This window comes from Kineococcus haloalkalitolerans (assembly GCF_050871905.1).
Classification (GTDB): Bacteria; Actinomycetota; Actinomycetes; order Actinomycetales; family Kineococcaceae; genus Kineococcus.
Genome location: NZ_JBJLSH010000047.1, coordinates 14,674 through 27,275 on the forward strand (window position 1 = coordinate 14,674; position 12,602 = coordinate 27,275).

At 76.1% G+C, this 12,602-nt stretch carries 20 protein-coding genes; 10 read left to right on the forward strand and 10 right to left on the reverse strand.

Features of this window, described 5'->3' with window-relative positions:
• Window positions 1-77 precede the first annotated feature (77 nt).
• A complete protein-coding gene (locus ACRYMY_RS16380; RefSeq protein WP_432548293.1) occupies window positions 78-581 on the forward strand; it encodes a GNAT family N-acetyltransferase in 504 nt (167 codons plus the stop codon).
• A 65-nt stretch (window positions 582-646) separates the two neighbouring features.
• Here ACRYMY_RS16380 and ACRYMY_RS16385 read toward each other — a convergent pair whose 3' ends face one another.
• Together ACRYMY_RS16385 and ACRYMY_RS16390 are read right to left on the reverse strand one after the other, a co-directional pair.
• Window positions 647-1,129 (reverse strand): nitroreductase/quinone reductase family protein, encoded by a 483-nt coding sequence (locus ACRYMY_RS16385; RefSeq protein ID WP_432548294.1) that lies wholly within the window; start codon window positions 1,127-1,129, stop codon window positions 647-649.
• A gap of 113 nt (window positions 1,130-1,242) precedes the next feature.
• Window positions 1,243-1,932, reverse strand: coding sequence for an SDR family oxidoreductase (locus tag ACRYMY_RS16390; protein ID WP_432548295.1), 690 nt, complete (start codon window positions 1,930-1,932; stop codon window positions 1,243-1,245).
• An 84-nt stretch (window positions 1,933-2,016) separates the two neighbouring features.
• Here ACRYMY_RS16390 and ACRYMY_RS16395 point away from each other — a divergent pair, with 84 nt between their 5' ends.
• On the forward strand, window positions 2,017-2,430 hold the full coding sequence (locus tag ACRYMY_RS16395) for a MerR family transcriptional regulator (RefSeq protein WP_432548296.1): 414 nt from the start codon (window positions 2,017-2,019) through the stop codon (window positions 2,428-2,430).
• On the opposite strand, the gene ACRYMY_RS16400 is transcribed toward ACRYMY_RS16395, so the two are convergent.
• Together ACRYMY_RS16400 and ACRYMY_RS16405 are read right to left on the reverse strand one after the other, a co-directional pair.
• On the reverse strand, window positions 2,418-2,942 hold the full coding sequence (locus ACRYMY_RS16400) for a dihydrofolate reductase family protein (protein ID WP_432548312.1): 525 nt from the start codon (window positions 2,940-2,942) through the stop codon (window positions 2,418-2,420). The genes ACRYMY_RS16395 and ACRYMY_RS16400 overlap by 13 nt on opposite strands.
• Before the next feature lie 135 nt (window positions 2,943-3,077).
• Window positions 3,078-3,599, reverse strand: coding sequence for a GNAT family N-acetyltransferase (locus ACRYMY_RS16405; protein ID WP_432548297.1), 522 nt, complete (start codon window positions 3,597-3,599; stop codon window positions 3,078-3,080).
• 128 nt (window positions 3,600-3,727) lie between these two features.
• Here ACRYMY_RS16405 and ACRYMY_RS16410 point away from each other — a divergent pair, with 128 nt between their 5' ends.
• Entirely contained in the window at window positions 3,728-4,819 is a 1,092-nt protein-coding gene (locus ACRYMY_RS16410; protein ID WP_432548298.1) for a hypothetical protein, read from the forward strand.
• Between the two features lie 74 nt (window positions 4,820-4,893).
• On the forward strand, window positions 4,894-5,418 hold the full coding sequence (locus ACRYMY_RS16415; RefSeq protein ID WP_432548299.1) for a hypothetical protein: 525 nt from the start codon (window positions 4,894-4,896) through the stop codon (window positions 5,416-5,418).
• A 50-nt stretch (window positions 5,419-5,468) separates the two neighbouring features.
• Here ACRYMY_RS16415 and ACRYMY_RS16420 read toward each other — a convergent pair whose 3' ends face one another.
• Window positions 5,469-5,993 carry a DUF6584 family protein gene (locus ACRYMY_RS16420; protein ID WP_432548300.1) on the reverse strand — a complete coding sequence of 175 codons (525 nt, stop codon included), beginning with the start codon at window positions 5,991-5,993 and terminating at the stop codon, window positions 5,469-5,471.
• Between the two features lie 111 nt (window positions 5,994-6,104).
• Here ACRYMY_RS16420 and ACRYMY_RS16425 point away from each other — a divergent pair, with 111 nt between their 5' ends.
• The 4 genes from ACRYMY_RS16425 to ACRYMY_RS16440 all read left to right on the forward strand — a co-directional run bounded on the left by ACRYMY_RS16425 (window position 6,105) and on the right by ACRYMY_RS16440 (window position 8,802).
• Window positions 6,105-6,932, forward strand: a complete 828-nt coding sequence (locus ACRYMY_RS16425; RefSeq protein ID WP_432548301.1) for a nucleotidyltransferase family protein — start codon at window positions 6,105-6,107, stop codon at window positions 6,930-6,932.
• 90 nt (window positions 6,933-7,022) lie between these two features.
• Window positions 7,023-7,475, forward strand: coding sequence for a PH domain-containing protein (locus tag ACRYMY_RS16430; protein WP_432548302.1), 453 nt, complete (start codon window positions 7,023-7,025; stop codon window positions 7,473-7,475).
• 146 nt (window positions 7,476-7,621) lie between these two features.
• Window positions 7,622-8,236 carry a TetR/AcrR family transcriptional regulator gene (locus ACRYMY_RS16435; RefSeq protein WP_432548303.1) on the forward strand — a complete coding sequence of 205 codons (615 nt, stop codon included), beginning with the start codon at window positions 7,622-7,624 and terminating at the stop codon, window positions 8,234-8,236.
• A complete protein-coding gene (locus tag ACRYMY_RS16440) occupies window positions 8,233-8,802 on the forward strand; it encodes a dihydrofolate reductase family protein (RefSeq protein ID WP_432548304.1) in 570 nt (189 codons plus the stop codon). Before ACRYMY_RS16435 ends, ACRYMY_RS16440 begins: the two co-directional genes overlap by 4 nt.
• A 22-nt stretch (window positions 8,803-8,824) precedes the next feature.
• Here ACRYMY_RS16440 and ACRYMY_RS16445 read toward each other — a convergent pair whose 3' ends face one another.
• From ACRYMY_RS16445 to ACRYMY_RS16465, 5 genes are all read right to left on the reverse strand, one after another.
• Window positions 8,825-8,968 carry a hypothetical protein gene (locus ACRYMY_RS16445; protein WP_432548305.1) on the reverse strand — a complete coding sequence of 48 codons (144 nt, stop codon included), beginning with the start codon at window positions 8,966-8,968 and terminating at the stop codon, window positions 8,825-8,827.
• 221 nt (window positions 8,969-9,189) lie between these two features.
• Complete coding sequence (locus ACRYMY_RS16450; RefSeq protein WP_432548306.1) at window positions 9,190-9,414, reverse strand: DUF4287 domain-containing protein; 225 nt, start codon at window positions 9,412-9,414, stop codon at window positions 9,190-9,192.
• Window positions 9,415-9,502: 88 nt separating this feature from the next.
• Window positions 9,503-10,045 (reverse strand): pyridoxamine 5'-phosphate oxidase family protein, encoded by a 543-nt coding sequence (locus tag ACRYMY_RS16455; protein ID WP_432548307.1) that lies wholly within the window; start codon window positions 10,043-10,045, stop codon window positions 9,503-9,505.
• Entirely contained in the window at window positions 9,951-11,207 is a 1,257-nt protein-coding gene (locus ACRYMY_RS16460) for a PDDEXK nuclease domain-containing protein (protein ID WP_432548308.1), read from the reverse strand. Before ACRYMY_RS16460 ends, ACRYMY_RS16455 begins: the two co-directional genes overlap by 95 nt.
• Window positions 11,208-11,258: 51 nt before the next feature.
• Window positions 11,259-11,597 (reverse strand): hypothetical protein, encoded by a 339-nt coding sequence (locus ACRYMY_RS16465; RefSeq protein ID WP_432548309.1) that lies wholly within the window; start codon window positions 11,595-11,597, stop codon window positions 11,259-11,261.
• Between the two features lie 335 nt (window positions 11,598-11,932).
• Between ACRYMY_RS16465 and ACRYMY_RS16470 the strand changes: the two genes are divergently transcribed.
• Complete coding sequence (locus tag ACRYMY_RS16470) at window positions 11,933-12,313, forward strand: hypothetical protein (RefSeq protein ID WP_432548310.1); 381 nt, start codon at window positions 11,933-11,935, stop codon at window positions 12,311-12,313.
• 83 nt (window positions 12,314-12,396) lie between these two features.
• The gene (locus tag ACRYMY_RS16475; protein WP_432548311.1) at window positions 12,397-12,543 is read left to right on the forward strand and encodes a hypothetical protein; all 147 of its coding nucleotides are present in this window, start codon (window positions 12,397-12,399) and stop codon (window positions 12,541-12,543) included.
• Window positions 12,544-12,602: the final 59 nt, after the last annotated feature.

Below are 12,602 nucleotides of genomic sequence, written 5' to 3' on the forward strand. Positions count from 1 at the left end.
GACCGGTCGCGGGGCCGCAGGTCAACGGGTTTCGCGCACCGTCGCCGTGGGCGGCGACGGTGCGGCACGCTGAGCTCGTGAACGGTCCCGTCCGGCGCGCCGAGGCCGCCGACCTGCCGCTGCTGCCCGCGGTGGAGCTGGCGGCGGACCGCCTGTTCGCGGACGTCGGGATCGACCTGCCCGCCGGTGCCGCGGACGTCGCCGACCTGGCGGGGGCCGCGTGCGTCCTCGTCGCCGGCCGCCCGCCGGTGGGTTTCGCCCGCCTGGAGGTGCTCGACGGGACCGCGCACCTGGAGCAGCTGTCGGTGCACCCGGACCACGCCCGCCGCGGGCTGGGGACGGCGCTGCTGCGCGCCGCGGTCTCCTGGGCGCGGACGGAGGGGTTCGCGCGCCTCACGTCGACGACGTTCCAGGACGTGCCGTGGAACGGGCCCTGGTACCGCCGCCACGGGTTCACCGACGCGCGGCCCGGCCCGGAACTGCTGCGGCACCGGCGGGCCGAGCAGGAGGCGGGGCTCGACGACCTCGGGCGGCGGGTGTGCTTGGAACTGCTCCTCGACCCGCTGCGCGCGCCGTCCTGACCGGCCGGCGTACTGACGGGACCGGCGACCGCGCCGGTCGGGACCTGCGACGGCCCGCGCGCCGCTCACCCGTCCTCGGTGACCGGCCGGGGTTCGAGGACGACGACGGGGGTCGGGGTCGCGCGCCGCGCGGCGTGGGTGTCCGTGCGGGGGTCGACCGACGCCCAGCGCTGCCAGAGCCGGTCGCGCTCGGCGCCGGTGGCCTCGCGGGCGCGCACGGGGAAGGGTTTCCGGCCGGCGAGCCGGACGACCGCGTCGGGGTGGGCATCGAGGTTCAGCCACCACGCGGGGTGGCCCTCGTCCCAGCCGTTCATCGCGAGGGTGACGAGGTGCGGGCCGTCCTCGAGGTAGCCGAGGACGACACCGCGCGGCTCCCCGGAGCGGCGCCCGACGGTCGTCAGGTGCAGCGCGCCCCAGCCGCGCCGGTTCGCCGGGGTCCACAGGAACCTGCCCCCGCTGAGGCGGTGCAGCGCGCGGTGCACCCGCCAGGCGCTGTGCACGAACCAGGCGGGCGGGAGCCCTCGCCGCTGCGTCCGCGTGTCGTCCACGGTGTTCCTCCTCGTCGGTGGGGCCGGTCCGTTCACCCGCTGGTGTACGCGCGGCGGCCCCCGGCGGCAAGCACCTTCCGGGTACGGCGCGGGGGACCGCCGGGGGTCGCGCGTCAGGCGGGCAGGTACCGCGCGTAGAACTCCCGGGGGTCCTCGGCCAGGGACGCCTTGACCATCGCGCTCCAGTCGTCGACGACGACCTCGAACTGCCCGGCGTCGACGGCGTCCAGCGTGCGCCGGGCGACGACGGCCGGATCGGTCTTCGGGCCGTCGACCCCGGCGGCCATGTCGGTGTCCGCCAGGCCGAGGTGGACGGAGACCACCTTCGTGCCCTGTCCGGCCAGTTCCAGGCGCAGCGCGTTGCTCATGGCCCAGTTCGCCGCCTTGGACACCGCGTACGCGCTGGCGCCGGGGGCGGCGAACCACGACAGCGCGGAGGCGACGTTGACGACCGTCCCGCCGCCGTTCGCGGCGAGGACGGGGGCGAAGGCGCGCACCACCGACAGGGTCCCCCAGAAGTTGACGTCGAGATCGGCGCGCACGCGCTCCAGGTCGCCGAGCAGGTCGGCGCCGGTGGAGGCGCCGGCGTTGTTGAGGAGCAGGTCGACGTCGCCGGCCAGTTCGGCGACCGCGGCGACCGCCTCGGGGTCGGTGATGTCGAGGGCGATCGGGCGGGCACCGGGCAGGTCGACGTCCTCCGGGCGCCGGGCGGCCGCGTAGACGGTCGCGCCGCGCGCCAGCAGTTCGAGGGCGAAGGAGCGGCCGATGCCGCGGTTGGCTCCGGTGACGAGTGCGGTGGTCATGCCGCGTACACTAGGACCTGACGCTGACGTGAGGGTCAAGTCCTGACGTCGAGCAGGTCCTGTCGGAGTGGTCGGGAGGTTGGTGTGCGCATCGGGGAGGTCGCCGAGCGGGCGGGGGTCAGCGTCCGCGCGCTGCGCTACTACGAGGAGCAGGGCCTGCTGAGTTCCGAGCGCACCGCCGGCGGGCAGCGCCGCTACCCGGACTCGGCGGTCGAGCGGGTCAGGTTCATCCAGAACCTCTACGCCGCCGGGCTCGGCAGCAAGGCGGTCCTGCGGATCCTGCCGTGCGTGGAGAACGGCGTCCTGACCGACGAGATGCACGAGCGGCTGCTGGCCGAGCGTGCCCGCGTGCAGGCGCAGCTGGACGAGCTGACCGCCACGCGCGACAAGCTCGACGACGTCATCCGCGCCGGGCAGGCGAACCGGCCCGGCACGACGGCGGGCGCCCGGCGCCGTGGTGCGGCGTCCCGGGCGTGCCAGGGGGTTCAGCACGCGTAGTGCAGCAGCAGCGTCCCCGCCGGGGTGGACCTCGCGTCGGGCAGGTGCAGGTGCCGCACCGGCCGCCGCGCGCCGTCCGGGCCGACGTCGAACAGGGTGCGTCCGCTGCCGGCCAGCGAGGCGGCCACGACCAGGCGCAGCTCGTCCACCAGCCCGGCACCGAGCAGCGAGCGCGCCAGCGTCGTGCTGCCGTGCACGCCGACGTCACCGCCCGCCCCCTCCTTCAGCCGGGCCACGTGGCCGGCGGCGGACCCGGTCACGAAGGTCGAGCGGTCCCAGCGCAGCTCCGGCGCCGTCGAGGTGAAGACGTGCTGGGGCGTCTGGTTGACGACGTCCGGGAAGGGCTGCACGTCGGAGGTGGGCCAGTACCCGGCCCAGTAGTCGTGCGTGCGCCGGCCCAGCAGGACCGTGTCCTGCGTGCCGATGACCGCGGCGAGGTTGCCGAAGACCTCCGGGCCGTCGTCGGTCGTCCAGTCGCTGGGTTCCTCCGCCACGCCGTCCGTGGACAGCAGGTGGTGGACGACGACCTCGCGCGCGCTTCCTCCTCGTGGTTCCCGGTGTCCTGCGACGGCAGACCGCGCGAGCCCACCGAATTCATCGGTGCCCGTGCTTGCTGGCGCGGTGATCCTGCGGATAGGACCCCGTCGTCAACTGCGCGGGTCCAGCAGCTGGAACATCACGTGGTCGCGCCACTCGCCGGCGATGCGCAAGTACCGCGGAGCCAACCCGTACCGGGTGAACCCGTTGCGCTGCAGCACCCGCTGCGAGCGCACGTTGTCCACCAGCGTCTCGGCCTGCACCCGGTGCAGGCCCAGTTCCTCGAAGGCGATCCGCGTCACCCGGGCCACGGCGGCGGTGGCCGCTCCCCGGCCGCCGGCCCGCTCGGCGATCCAGTACCCCAGGCTGCCCGACTGCAGCGGCCCGCGGACGATGCCGGACAGGGTGGCGCGGCCGACGACGGTGCCGTCGTCGTCGAGGACCACGTGGGGCAGGCAGGTGCCCCGCGCGTGCTCGTCCAGCGCCGCGTCGACGACCGCGCGCTGACCGGTCGTGGTGAACCACGACTCCTCGCGCAGCGGCTCGTACGGCGCGAGGAAGTCGCGGTCGTCCACGACCAGGCGCGCCAGCACCTCGGCGTCGCCGGTCTCGACCAGGCGGGTGGTGACCACCGCGGCAGCCTGCCAGCCCGGCCCGTGCCACCGGCGGGGACTCGATCAGGTCACGGTGCCGGCACCACGCCCCCGGTCGGCGCCCCCGCGGGGCACGCTGGACGGGACGGCTGAGGGGGAGGGGACGCGTGCGCGGACGACGGGTCGTGCCGGTGGTGGTCCTGCTGGTGCTGGCGGCAGGGTGCGGGCAGCGGTCCGCGCCGCCCTCCACGTCCCCCGACCCCCGGGCGCTCGACGCCTCCGCCGCCGTCGAGCGGGCCCGCGCCGACCTGCTGGCCGGTTGCTCGCAGGAGGCGCCCGCCGTGCCCGGCCCGGAGGCCGTCGATGAGGGGTGGGCCGCGGAGATGGGCTTCACCACCGAGCGCGCCGTGCTGTTCCTGCGCGAGCAGCAGGAGGCGTTCGCGCTCGACGCGTGGGCGCGGTGCACGTTCCCCGACGCCTACGCCGGGTTCCGCGTGGACGAGCAGGACGTCATCGAGGGGGGAGCGCCCTACGGCGCCGTCCTGTCCGTCACCGCCGCCGCGGGCCCCGATCCGCTGGCCGGCGCGCCGCTCGACCTGCTGGCCGGGCACGTCGACGTGGAGCGGGTGCCGTTCTCCCACCTGCAGATGGTCGCGCTGGCCGACCGCGTGGACCGGGTCCTCGCCGCGTGCGACGACCTGCCCGACGTGGCCCGGCCGTCGGCGATGATCGACCTCGACGGCTACACCCTCGTCACCAGCGACGGCGACGCCGTGGAGCGGTGCCTGGACGCTGCCGGCGAGCGCGGCGAGCTGGGCCGCGACCCCGGCCGCGCCCAGGTGCGGGTGGAGGACCTCGGCTCCGACGAGTCGGTCGTCGACGGGCCGGTCATCGTCAAGACCGGGTCTCAGGGCGCCTACGACGCCTCCGCCGCCCTCGGTCGCGTGGAGCTGGTCGAGGGCTGCCTGCTCCTGGTCAACGATGAGCCCGGGTACGCCGAGACGTCCGTCCTCGTGTGGGACAGGGGCACCACCTGGGACGGGGACCGGCGGGAGGTCGTCCTCGCCGACGGCGTCCGCGTCCCGCTGGGCACCCGGATCCTCGCCGCCGGGGCCACGGAGTCCGACCTGCGCAACGTCCTCGGCCCGGAGGGCGAGCGCGCCGCCGTCGCCTGCGGCGGCAGCGGCACCCCGGCCGACGGCGGCCTGGCCGTGCGCGCCGGTGGCCGACCGGAGGGTGAGCCGTACCCCGTGCCGTGAGCGCGCTGGGGTGGACGGGTGACGCGAGCGCCGTCCGGCCGCGGCGCCGGCGCCCGGTCGGGGATCCTGGTGCGGTGCGCTCCCCGTTCCTGCCGATGGTGCTCGGTCTCGTGGCCCTGGCGGCGCTGGGGGCGTGCGGGACGCAGACCGCGCCGGTGACGGTGACGCCCACGGCGGCCGTCGGAACGGGCGTCCCCGAGGCGGTCACCGACGGGGACGTCGACGGGAACATCGACGAGCAGGTCGCGCGCTACGAGTGGCTGGCCGGCGGGCCACCCGCGACGTCCATGCCCACGCGCACGTGCGTGACGCACCAGCCCACCGAGGAGGAGCTGGCCGGGATCGACCCGGACGACTTCGTCGCGCACTCCCAGCTCGCCTGGCAGAGCTGCTTCGACCCTGACCAGTACCAGGACGCGCCGCCCTGCACCCCGCCGCCCGACCTGCCCGGGGGCGGCTCTTTCCTGTGCGTCGAGGGAACACCCCTGACCCAGCGCGTCGTCGACGACTGGAACGCCTTCGCCGACGCGGAGGACACCGCCTCCGCGCGGTCCCTGGGCATGACGCTGGAGGAGTACCGGGCGGCGTACCCGGACTGACCCGTCGGGACCCCGGCCCGTGAGCGGGCGGGGCAGCCCCGCGCGGGTCGTCAGGTCAGCCAGCCCCACACCGTCCGGGCGCCGGTGACGACCAGCCAGCCCAGGCCCACGAGCGCCAGCCCGAACACCGCCAGCGCGACCACCACGGCCAGCAGTTCGCCGAGCCGCTGGCCCCGGGTGAGCACCGGTTCCGGCGCGCGCGGATCCCGCCAGGACACGGGCGCGCCGGCGATGCGCTCGGCCTCCTCGCGCAGCGCCCGCAGGCGCGCGGCCGCGCCCGGTCCGGCGCTGTCCTCGTCGGTGCGCCAGCACAGGGCCCGCATCCGCGCGAACGGGTCGCGGTAGGTGCTCTCGAACGCCACCACCTCCTGCTCGTCGCGGTGCTCGCCCAGGTAGGACCAGCGCCCGGCCTGGGCGAGGTCGCCCTCGCGGCGGTAGGTGTCGGCCAGCTGCGCGCGCACGTCGAGGCGGTCGGGGAACGAGCCGACGAGGCCGCGCAGGCGCTGCCGGGCCAGGCCGGTGCGCCCCGCGGCCAGGTCGGCGGCGGCCCTCGTCAGCGTCTCCTCCACGGGCACCGGGTGATGGTCGCCCACGGAGGGACTCGCGCGCCGCCGGGTTTCGCGCCGCTCCGCCGCGCGGACGGGAAACCGCTGGGCACGGCGCGCGGGCTCCGCCACGCTGTCCGGGTGCTCAGCGACGCGTCCCTGCGGGGCCTGGCCGGACGCCTCGTCCGGGTACCTGGCGTGGAGGCGGTCGCCCTCGGTGGCAGCCGCGCCCGCGGCGAACACTCACCGGACTCCGACGTCGACCTCGGCCTGTACTACCGCCCGCCCCTGGACGTCGTGGCGCTGCGGCGCCTGGCCCGCGAGGTCGCCGGCCCCGACGCCGACGTGACCGCTCCCGGTGCGTGGGGGCCGTGGGTGGACGGCGGGGGGTGGCTGGTGGTCGACGGCACCGCCGTGGACTGGCTGTACCGCGACCTGGACCGCGTGCGGCGCAGCTGGGAGCAGGCGCAGCGGGGTGAGTTCTCCTGGCACGTGCAGGCCGGGCACCCGCTCGGCGTGCCGGGTCACGCCTACGCCGGGGAGGCGGCGCTCGCCGTCGTGCTGACCGACCCGGGCGGCGAGCTGAGCGCGTTGCAGCGGGCCGCCCGCAGCTACCCACCGCTCCTGCGGGACGCGGTCGTGGACGGGTTGTGGGAGGCGGAGTTCCTGCTCGCGGGGGCGCGCAAGGCAGCGCCCCGCGGCGACAGCGCGTACGTGGCCGGCTGCCTGTTCCGCGCGCTGCTGCTGTGCGCGCACGCGCTGCACGCGGACGCCGGGCGCTGGGTGGTCAACGAGAAGGGCGCGGTCGCCGCGGCCGGGCGGCTGCCGGGTGCGCCGGACGGTTTCCGCGAGCGGGCCGACGCGGTGTTCGCGCCGGCCGGTGGGGCGGACGCGCTGGGCGCGGCGCTGGACGTGGCGCAGCAGCTGGTCGAGGAGACCGTGCGGTCCTGCTCCGCCGGGCCCGCCTGACCGCAGCGGCCGGTGGTCCGTCGTCCACCCCGGCGACCTCACCCGTGCGGAGGTGTCCCGGTGCGGGAGCCCGCTGCCAGGCTGGGCCGGGTGCCGCACGAGGACGACGAGCTGCGCCGGGCCGGGCTGCGCCCGGTGTACACGGCGTCGCCGGTGGACCTGGGCCCGCCGTGGCTGTGGCCGTCGCTGACCGCGGTCGTGGCGGTGCTCGCGCTGGTGCAGCTCGTCGTGGCCGACGCGTGGCAGCAGCGGGTGCTGCCGTTCCTCGTGCTGCTCTCGCCGCTGTCGCTCGCGGCCGCGCGGCGCTGGCCGCCCCGCACGTACGTCGAGCCCGACGGGGTGCGGGTGCGCCGAGGCGTGCCCCGGGGTCGGCTGGTCGCCTGGGAGGACGTCACCGCGGTGCGCGTCCAGGGCCGGTGGGACGACTTCAGCACCGTGAGCACCCGTGAGGGCCGCACCCTGACGCTGTACGGGATGGAGCCGGGGGACGCCGAGCGCCTGCGCGAGGTGGTCACCGCGCGCGGCCGGTCGGGAGACGGGTGACGTGGGCGTCCCGGCCGAGGTCCGTCGCCGTGCTGTCAGCTGCCGCGGCCGACCGACCGGTCCGCGGGAGTGGGTTGAATCCACCGGTTCGTTAATGTACGTTCGTTAACGAACGTGGCCGACGGTACGGGAGGGGAGCTGACCAGGTGGCACGACCGCGCACGGTCAGCGACGAGACCGTCTTCGACGCCACGGCGCGGGTGGTCCTGCGCCGTGGCGTCCACGGCACCACGCTCGCGGCCGTCGCGGCCGAGGCGGGCCTGTCCGCCGCGGGTCTGGTCCAGCGCTTCGGCTCCAAGCGGGACCTGCTGCTCGCCTTCTCCCGCCGCGCCGAGGAGGTGACCCGGTCGTGCTTCGCCGCCTGCCGGTCCGGCGCGACCTCGCCGCTGGGCGCCCTGCACGCCGCCCTCGACCTGCTGACGGCCGGCCTGCACGACCGCGCCGACCTCGCGAACAGCCTGACCTTCCTCCAGCTCGACCTGACCGACCCGGAGTTCCGCTCCCTGGCGGCCGCGAACGCCGAGCGCGTGGAGGCGGAGATCGGGGAACTGCTGCGCGAGGCGGTGGTGGCGGGGGAGCTCGCCGCCACCGTCGGACCGGGCGAGCTGGCCCGCACCGTGCACCTCGTCCACAACGGCGTCCTGGCCCTGTGGCCCCTCACGGGGACGCGGCCCCTGCGCGAGGAGCTGCACGCCGCCGTCGACGCCGTCCTCCGCCCCGCACGAACGACGAACCGAGACCCGGAAGGTGAGAACCCGTGACGTCCTCCACCAGCACCCCTCCGACGACCCCTTCGCGCACCGCGCCGTTCACCGGCGCCGTCTTCATCGCCACCAGCCTCGACGGGTTCATCGCGCGCCCGGACGGCGACATCGACTGGCTCACCCGCCGCGGCGCGGACGCCGGCGACACCGGGTACGACGAGTTCATCGCCGACGTCGACTGCCTCGTCATGGGGCGCGGGACGTACGAGAAAGCGCTGACGTTCGGTGCGTGGCCCTACGAGGGGCGCGACGTGCTCTTGCTCAGCAGCCGGGCCGCCGCGGACGCCGACGCCCGCGTGCGCGTCGTCCGCGACGTGCCGGCGGCCGTCGAGGCGATCACCGCCGCGGGCGCCCGGCGCGTCTACGTCGACGGCGGGCAGGTCGTGCGCTCGTTCCTGGCCGCCGGTCTGGTCCACGAGATGACCATCACCACGGCACCCGTCCTGCTCGGACGGGGCCTGCCGCTCTTCGGCGACCTCGAGCACGACGTCGACCTCGAGCACGTGCGGACCGCGGTGCTCGGCGCCGGTTTCGTGCAGTCCACCTACGCCGTGACCTCCTGACGCGCCCGCCGCCGGGCTGCGCCTACCGGAGCGTCTCGTCCCACCAGGCCGACAGCGGCCACGACCCGCTGCCGCGCCGCTCGGCCCGGCGCGCCGGGCGGCGCCGGCAGCGCTCCACGGCGGACCGCACCAGCAGCACGGTCAGCGGGGTCGCGGGCGGGCGCACCGCCTCCAGCTCGCACGTCCAGCAACCCGGCGGGCAGCGCCGGACCGCCTCTCGGGCAGGACGTCTCAGGGTCGGGCGCACGGGTGCTCCTCCGGGTCGGCGCGGTGCGGCGGGGCGGCGCCGCGTCGACGCGGTCACGAGGACGACGGTGGCAGGACCGGTCCGTCCGGGTCACCCGGTTTTCCGCGGGGGAGGCGTTCCACCGGCGGCCGTCCGGCGGTTCAGCCGCGCGCGTCCTCGGCGAGGGTGGCCGCCACCAGGGCGTTCGCGTGCCCGTGGCCCGTGCCGTGCTCGGTCTTCAGCCAGGCGACCAGGTCCGAGTGCCGCGTCCCGGGGTTCCGGGACCGCTGCTCGCGCAGCGCCCGCTGCCAGTGCGCGACCGGTTGGCCGTACTTCCCCTCGATCGAGGGGAAGTACGAGGCGGGGCCCTTCGGGGTGGTGGGCACGCGGGTCTCCTCGTCGTGGTCGGTGCTGCCGTCGGAGGGGTGACCCGGCCGCGACCCGGAACTCGTCGCCCGGTCCGCGAGCCCGTCGTCACAACCCCGGCAGACCGTCGAGGCTGCGGGAGTTCTTCAGCTCCCGGTAGGCGTCCATGCCCTCCGGTCCCTTCTTCTCCGCGTTGCGGCGGATGAGGTCCCGCTCGCCGGTGACGACCTCCATGACGGGCACGCCCCACCCGCAGGCGTCGCTGACCCGCTCCACGTCGACCGTGATGACCGCACGGGTGCTGGGGTTCTGCGGGTGCAGGGCCACGACCTCCTCGAACCCCGCCGTCCCGGGCAGGTGCACCTCGCCGCGCCCGTGCAGGCGCACGATCCGCGGGCGCTGGCCGAAGGAGGCGAACATGACGCAGATCCGCCCGTTCTCGCGCAGGTGGGCGACCGTCTCCACGCCGCTGCCGGTGAAGTCCACCCAGCCCACGCGGTGCGGGCCCAGCACGGAGAACGAGTCCCCGCCGCGGGGGGAGACGTTGACCCGGCCGTCACCGTCCAGCGGGGCCGTGGCCGTGAACCACACCGGCTGCTCCTCGATCCAGCGCCGCAGGTCGTCGTCGATCTCCTCGAACACCGTGGCCACACCGCGAGCCTAGCCGCGGCCGCCCGCCGGGCCGGGTGTGCCGAGGAGGTCCCGCCGCCCGGGCGGACCCCCAGCCCGGACCGTCCGCGTCCTCGCCGTCGTCGCTCGACCCGGGCGTCGGGGTGATGGCCGCGGCCAAGGTCGCCGCGTCGGGCAGCGCGGCCCGCTCCTCCGGAGGGAGCGTGTCGTACGTGTAGCTGGCCACCGCCACGGGTGCGGCGGTACTGGCCAGGGCGTAGCGCACGGCCTGCTCACGGGGTGCCTGGGTGCACAGCAAGATCCCGACGGTGGGCGCGTGGCGCTCCGGGCGGCGCAGGCGCTCGTCGACGAGGGCGACGTAGGCGCCCAGCTGGCCGGTGTACGCTGGGGAGAAGGACCCCACCTTCAGCTCGACGACGACGTAGCGGACCTGCTCGATCGAGAGCAGGAGCAGGTCGACGACCATCTCGGTGTCGTCGACGGGGAAGTGCACCTGACGGCCGACGAAGGCCATCCCGTGCCCGAAGGCGGTCAGGGTCTCCTGGATGCGGTCCACGAGGGACTGCTCCAGCCGTCGCTCGGCGACCGGCTCGGTGAAGCCGAGGTGGTCGAAGACGTACGGGTCGCGGGTCAGGGCTTGAGCGAGGTCCGAGTCGGCCGGGGGCAGGTGGACGGAGGAGTTGGAAGGGGCGGCGCCGAGGCGGGTGTGCAGCCGGGTGGCGATCTGGTGCTCCAGGACACCGCGGGACCAGCCCTGCTGAGCGGCGCCGGCGGCGTACCACTCACGGAGGTCTTGGGCGTCGAAGCGGTCCAGCAGCAGGCGCACGTGTCCCCAGGGCAGTTGTGCCACAGGTTGTGGCACGAAGTCGGCTTCCGTGGGCCAAGCGGCCGCCAGAGCGCGCATGTAGTGCAGGTTGCGCCGGGAGAAACCGCGGTGATCGGGAAAGGCTGCGCGCGGGTCGCCGGCCAGGCGGTCGATGACCTTGCTGCCCCAGCCGTACCGGCGCTGCCGCTCGAGGATGTCGTGCCCGATCGACCAGTAGAGCCGGAGCAGCTCGGTGTTGGCCGCACGGGCCGCTCGCACCTGGCTGGTGCGCACCCGCTCCTTCAGCGCTTCCACCAGCTCGGTGTACCCGGCGGGCACGTCGACGGCGGGGGAGGGAGTCAGGTCGGGTGCGGGCACGGGACGGATCCTGCCGTCCGCCTCCGACACGACCGGGCGGGGCGGTCCAGCTCAGCCCGGGTCGTCCGCGCCGTCCCCCTCCAGCTCCGCGAACCACGCCGCGTACGGCGTCGTCCGCGCCAGGTGCCGGGTCAGGTCCGGCGCCCCGTCGTCCCACCACACGGGCCCGCGCTCGCCCAGCGCGTGCTTGGCGGCGTCCACGCGCCGGCGCGCCGCCTCCCGGGCCTCCTCGTCGCCGGCGCGCAGGGCGGCGCCCTTGGCCCGCCGCGCCGCCATCAGCTCGGCGACCAGCCGCTCACGCTCGGCCGGGTCCAGGCCGGGGTCGCTGCGGCGCCACAACCGCCCGCGCACCACGAGGTAGCGCCCGTCCGGGGTCACCGGGTCCGTCACGCGGCCACCGTAGGCGTCCCCCCGACGACCCCGCCGCTGCGCACGGGCGGACGTCCACACCGCCGCCCTCGCGCAGCACCGGGTTGGTCCGGGCCAGCGCCAGGGCCGCGTCGAGGTCGGGCGCCCCGAGGACGTGGAACCCGGCGACCACCGCGAGCGGGGCTACAGTGGCCGAGCGCCCCACCGCGGGGCGCAGCCCCTCCGCTCGCGGGGGGAGATGGGCGGTCCCCGTGGGACCCAGCAGTCCGTCCGGCAGCACCTCCTCCGACGACCCGGCGACGGCGCCGAGTCCCCGCTTCACCCGTGACGACCAGCCACCCCACCGCGTGCTCGTGGTGAGCGGTGCCGTGGGGGCGGCCGACGCGGCCGCGCTGCGCGTGCGCCTCCTCGACGCCGTGGGCGGCGGGCCGGGCGACCCCGGCGGGGACGTCCTCCTCGACGCCCGCCGCGTCACCTCGTTCGACGACCTCGCGCTCGTCGCGTTCGTCGCCGCGCGCTCACGCGCCAAGCACCTGCGGCACCGGCTCGTCGTCGTCGACGGCGACGACGGGGCCGCGGCGCGATCCCTGCGCCGCACCGGCCAGGTGTTCCGCACGGCGGTCTACCCCGACACCGCGAGCGCCCTGCGCGGCATCGCCGGTGACCGGGCGGCGGTCGCCGCGCACAACCCGCTCCGCGACCGCGCCGGTGACGGCGCGGTCGCCGCCCGGGCCTAGCCCTCTCTGCGCGAGGTCCTCCCGACCCCGCGCTCCCGCCCGAGCGCACGCCCGGGCGGCGCCCCTCACGATCGGAGAGCACCGTGGACAAGTCCCCCCGCGCCGGCGGCGGCAAGAAGGCCGGCAGGTCGCTGGAGGAGAAGCGCGCCGACAAGAAGGCGAAGACGACCGCCAGCGAGGTGGCCGACAAGGTCGCCGACTCGGTCGTGGCGGGTCGCCGCTCGCGCTGAGCGGCGTCAGCCGAGCGGCGCGAACCTGTCCGGCGCCCTGGTGACCGCGGCGCGCGCCG